This window comes from Rhodopseudomonas sp. BR0C11 (genome assembly GCF_010820945.1).
GTDB lineage: Bacteria > Pseudomonadota > Alphaproteobacteria > Rhizobiales > Xanthobacteraceae > Rhodopseudomonas > Rhodopseudomonas palustris_H.
Genome location: NZ_QTKI01000350.1, coordinates 1 through 5,149 on the forward strand (window position 1 = coordinate 1; position 5,149 = coordinate 5,149).

At 64.6% G+C, this 5,149-nt stretch carries 5 protein-coding genes; 1 reads left to right on the forward strand and 4 read right to left on the reverse strand.

Features of this window, described 5'->3' with window-relative positions:
- The coding region (locus DYI24_RS20725) for a carbonic anhydrase (RefSeq protein WP_283810880.1) at window positions 1-400 on the reverse strand (400 nt) is incomplete at its 3' end.
- 181 nt (window positions 401-581) lie between these two features.
- On the opposite strand from DYI24_RS20725, the gene DYI24_RS20730 reads away from it, so the two are divergent.
- Window positions 582-1,460, forward strand: coding sequence for an HpcH/HpaI aldolase/citrate lyase family protein (locus DYI24_RS20730; protein WP_164573663.1), 879 nt, complete (start codon window positions 582-584; stop codon window positions 1,458-1,460).
- A 167-nt stretch (window positions 1,461-1,627) separates the two neighbouring features.
- Here DYI24_RS20730 and DYI24_RS20735 read toward each other — a convergent pair whose 3' ends face one another.
- From DYI24_RS20735 to DYI24_RS20745, 3 genes are all read right to left on the reverse strand, one after another.
- Window positions 1,628-3,319 carry a methyl-accepting chemotaxis protein gene (locus DYI24_RS20735; protein WP_164573664.1) on the reverse strand — a complete coding sequence of 564 codons (1,692 nt, stop codon included), beginning with the start codon at window positions 3,317-3,319 and terminating at the stop codon, window positions 1,628-1,630.
- 723 nt (window positions 3,320-4,042) lie between these two features.
- Complete coding sequence (gene leuD, locus DYI24_RS20740; protein ID WP_164573665.1) at window positions 4,043-4,648, reverse strand: 3-isopropylmalate dehydratase small subunit; 606 nt, start codon at window positions 4,646-4,648, stop codon at window positions 4,043-4,045.
- An 85-nt stretch (window positions 4,649-4,733) separates the two neighbouring features.
- Window positions 4,734-5,147 (reverse strand): metallopeptidase family protein, encoded by a 414-nt coding sequence (locus DYI24_RS20745; RefSeq protein ID WP_164573666.1) that lies wholly within the window; start codon window positions 5,145-5,147, stop codon window positions 4,734-4,736.
- Between the last annotated feature and the right edge of the window lie 2 nt (window positions 5,148-5,149).

Below are 5,149 nucleotides of genomic sequence, written 5' to 3' on the forward strand. Positions count from 1 at the left end.
ACATCTGCATCCGGCGGCCGACGAAGTCGCTTTCGGTCAGCGGCGGGGTCTTGTCAGTGAACGCCTTGATGCCGCCGCACAGCGCGTGGCCGAGCACCACGATATGCTTCACCCTCAACACCTGCACGGCGACCTCCAGCGCCGCCGAGACGCCGTGGGCGCCGCCATCCGGCTCGTACACCGGCACCAGATTGGCGACATTGCGCACCACGAACATTTCGCCCGGTCCGGCGTCGAAGATCACCTCCGGCGAGACCCGGCTGTCGCAGCAGCCGATCAGCATCACTTCCGGCGACTGACCGCGCTCGGAGAGTTCGCGGAAGCGGGTCTGCTCGGTCGGCAGCCGCTGCGTCCGGAACGCCTCGTAACCGTCGATCAGTGACTTCGGAAAGGATGTCATCGGCGCAGTTCCCTCCTTCGGGGTGCGGGGGTGAGGCGCGTCGGCGAACGATACCGCCGTCACAACGCGCGCGGCCAGATGCCGCTCGCATAATCACAGGACGGGGCCGCGAACAAGCCTTCCGACCGGAAGATCCAGATGCTATCGGCTCGGACGTTTTTGTGACGCCGAAGGGGGAACCATGATTCGACCGCGCCGCAGCCTGTTGTTCATGCCGGGATCGAACGCGCGGGCGCTTGAAAAGGCCCGGCTGCTGCCCGCCGACGGCCTGATCCTGGACCTCGAAGACGCGGTGGCGCCGGACGCCAAGGATACGGCGCGCGATCAGATCGCCACGGCGGTGGCCGCCAAGGGCTACGGCAAGCGCGAGATCCTGGTGCGGATCAACGCACTCGACACCGCGTGGTGGCAGGACGACATCGCGATGGCGGCGAAGGCCGGGCCGGACGGCATTCTGGTGCCGAAGGTCTCGACCATCGAAGACATCGCCACTGTCAGCAGCAAGCTCGCCGAGCTCGGCGCCGATCCGTCGATCCGGGTCTGGATCATGATCGAGACCGCGCGCGGCGTGCTGCACGCCGAAGAGCTGGCGGCTCAGAAGCAGGATGCAAAGTCCCGTCTGGAAGGCTTCGTGTTCGGCCCGAACGACATTTCCCGCGAGACCGGGATCCGAATGCTGCCCGGCCGCTCCACCATGCTGTCGATGATCACGCATTGCGTGCTCGCCGCCCGCGTCCACGGCCTGGTCGCGCTCGACGGTCCCTATAGCGACATCGGCAATGTCGATGGTCTCTCGGAAGAGTGCGCGCAGGCCCGCGACCTCGGCTTCGACGGCAAGACCCTGATCCATCCCGGCCAGATCGACGCCTGCAACGCGGCTTTCACGCCGCCGCCCGAGGACGTCGCCCAGGCCCGCAAGATCCTGGCCGCGTTCGAGCGGCCGGAGAACCAGGGCCGCGGCGCGATCCAGCTCGACGGCCGTATGGTCGAACGCCTGCACGCCGAAATCGCCAAGAAGACAATCGCGATCGCCGACGCGATCGAAACGGCGGGCCACTAAGCGCCACGGACATCACTCAGTCGGGAGTCATTCCGGGGCGCGAGCGATAGCTCGCGAACCCGGATCCCGAGATTGTTGTGCGACCGGCGGTGCTTTGAACGTCGAGATTCCGGGTCCGCCGCTTCGCGGCGTCCCGGAATGACGGAGCCTGGGCCTAAGCCTTCCGATCAGGCCGCCCGCACTGACGCCAGGAAATTGCCGACCTCGGCGCGGAGGCGGCTGCTCTCGCTCGACAGCGATTTGGCGGCCGACAGCACCTGCACCGAGGCTGCACCGGTCTCGCGCGCGCCGGCCTGGACGCGGGCGATGTCCTCATCGACCTGCGAAGTGCCATGGGCGGCGTGCTGGATGTTGACCGCGATGTCCTGGGTGGCCATGCCCTGCTCTTCGACCGCGGAGGCGATCGAGGAGGAGATCTCCGACATCTGGCCGATGATCGAGCAGATCTCCTTGATGGCCGCCACCGACTCGCCGGTCGCCGCCTGAATGCCGGTGATCTGCTGGCCGATCTCGCCGGTGGCCTTGCCGGTCTGCTCGGCCAGCGCCTTGACCTCCGACGCCACCACGGCGAAGCCGCGGCCTGCTTCGCCGGCGCGCGCGGCTTCGATCGTCGCGTTCAGCGCCAGCAGATTGGTTTGGCCTGCGATATTGCTGATCAGCTCCACGACGTCCCCGATCCGGGCCGCAGCGGCCGACAATTCGCTGACGCGTTCATTGGTCCGGCGCGCCTGATCGGCCGCCTCGTTCGCCACGTTGGCGGAGGTCTGCACCTGCCGGCCGATCTCGTGCACCGACGCGGTCAATTCCTCGCTGGCGGACGCCACCGACTGCACGCCGGCGGATGCCTCCTGCGACGACGAGGCGACGCCCACCGCCAGTTCGAGCGAGCGCGCCGCGGTCGAGGACAGCGAGTGCGCGGCGGCTTCCAATTCGTTGGCGGCCGACGACACGGTCTTGATGATCTCGCCGACCGCGTCTTCGAACCCGTCGGCGAGCCGCGCCATATCGGCCTTGCGCTGCTCGGCGGCGAGGTGCTCCTGCCGGCTCTTCTCGGCGGCCTCGTGGTTCGCCTTCTCCTCGGCGTTGGCCTTGATCGCGGTGATCGCCTTGGCCATGCCGCCGATCTCGTCGCTGCGGCCAGCCCCCGGGATCACCACGTCGAGCATGCCGGCGGCCATCGCCTGCATGGCGGCGGTGAGACGCACCAGCGGACGGACCATTCCGACTGCGAGACCCGCGACGCCGAGCGCGATCAGCAGCGCCGCAAAGCCCGACAAAATCCACACGATGGTCGAGTAGCTGCCGACCTGGCGCGCAGCTTCGGTTTCGAGTTCGGCATTCTCAGCGTTGGCGCGTTTGACGATGTCGTCGATGATGGCGCGGTGCGCCGCATAGCTTGAATCGAGCTTGGTGTAGGCGGCTTCGGCCGCCGCTTCGTCACCTGCGCTCAAGGCCGGGATCAGCTCCTGTTCGGCCGCTCTCCAAAACTTCTGCACCGCCGCGTCGGAGTCGACGGTCAGCCGCGTCTTCAGAGCCGGATCAAGTTCGGAGCCCGACCAGTATTTCTGCCGATCGAGATAGTCGCGGTGCAGCTGCTCGAGCTTTGCCGCATGGGCGCGCCATTCGGACGGCCGGCGCAGCGCCAGCGTCGCTTCCAGATAGGCTTCGATCACATAGGCCGGTGGCGGCAGGATGTCGGCGACCAGATCGTTGCCGAGCTTGATCTGCGAATACAGGGGCCCGCCGACCCGCAATTGATTGAGCGCCATGAAGTTGGTGGTCAGCATCGCCGTGAGGCTCACCAAAACAACCACGGCGAAAGCGACGATCATCGATGTGATCGAAAGACGAATTTTCATGACGTTTAGTCTCGGATGGATCAGTTTCGATCTGATTAGTTCCACCGACTTAAGACGACGTTACGCCACGGGAGAATCCGTACCCAAAGATCGTAATCACACGAGGCGAAAACGACATACTCCCGTCATTCAAAAATCACGCGAAGGCACGATTCGACGCAACGCAGAACCGTTTTTGATCACTTCTGATCGGATGAATCCGCGTCACATCTGCGTCGTTAGTTCGAGACGGGCAGGTTGCCGACTCCCGTCATTATCGAACGCAAATTTCGAAACGCGTAGCACGCATGCATTGCGACGATGCGGCGCGCGAGTCCATACGACCATCGTGGCAGGGTCGCGGATCGGATCGACGCCACGCTTGGCACCGTCATTGCTAACGATCAAAATCGAGGCAGAGCCTCAATCCGATGCACGCCTCGGCATTGCGGGTTGAGAAGCTTGAAGTAAGCGGAGACGCAATTGCGTGGTCGCATAGCGCGCTTTATCGATGGATCGAAGCCACCGCTCCGCGGAGCCCGCGATGTCGAACGCCTGCTCTCGCCGCGTCACGCTCGGGCAATCCGAAAATCCACGCCTCGGAGCCGACGTGACGGCAAAGACGCAAATGGCCGGGGCGAACCCGGCCATCACGTAGCTTGATCAGCGAACCGTCCGACTGAGCAAAAGCAGCGACATTGATTCGTCGCTTGTCTCCCCGCGCCGGACCAAGAGGCCTGGGCATTACGCCCAGGCGCGCTCGGTCTTCAGCTTGGTCTCGTAGGCGTCGATCGAGGGCTTCTTTTCCAGCGTCAGACCGATGTCGTCGAGACCGTTGATCAGGCAGTGCTTCCGGAACGGGTCGATCTCGAACTTGATCACGCCGCCGTCCGGACCGCGGATTTCCTGCGCCGGCAGGTCGATCGTCAACGTGGCGTTGGAGCCGCGCTCGGCATCGTCGAACAGCTGGTCGAGCCCGGCCTGCGACACGCGGATCGGCAGCACGCCGTTCTTGAAGCAGTTGTTGTAGAAAATGTCGCCGAACGAGGTCGAGATCACGCAGCGGATGCCGAAATCGAGCAGCGCCCAGGGGGCGTGCTCACGGCTTGAGCCGCAGCCGAAATTGTCGCCGGCAACCAGGATCTTGGCGCTGCGATAGGCCGGCTTGTTGAGGATGAAATCGGGGTTCTCGCTGCCGTCGTCCTTGTAGCGCTGCTCCGAGAACAGGCCCTTGCCGAGACCGGTGCGCTTGATGGTCTTCAGGTACTGCTTGGGAATGATCATGTCGGTGTCGACATTGATGATCTTCAGCGGCGCCGCGACGCCTTCCAGCGTGGTGAACTTGTCCATCGTCAGGTCTCCGGGGTTTCAAATGGTCTTAACGCCCCTTGGCCGGCGGTCAAGCCGGCAAACCGCAGGGCTCCGCGCGGCAGGCTCAATCCTCGGCAGGCTCGTCGGCTTTGGCCTCGATCGCTTCCATATCGTCATCCGACAGGCCGAAATGGTGGCCGATCTCGTGCACCAGGACATGGCGGACGATTTCGCCCAGGCTGTCGTCGTGCTCGGCCCAATAGTCGAGGATCGGCCGGCGATACAGCCAGATCATGTTGGGCATCGGGGCGACGTCCTGGCTGGAGCGCTGCGGCAGGCCGATGCCCTGAAACAGCCCGAGCACGTCGAATTCGGTCTCGGCCCCGAGCTCGTCGAGCACCTCCTCGGTGGCGAAATCGTCGACCCGGATGATGACGTCCTCACACAGCGACCGGAACTCACCGGGCAGGCGGGCGAACATCTCGTGCGCCATCTGTTCGAGCTCGGCGAGGGAGGGGGCTTTGGCATTGATCCACATAC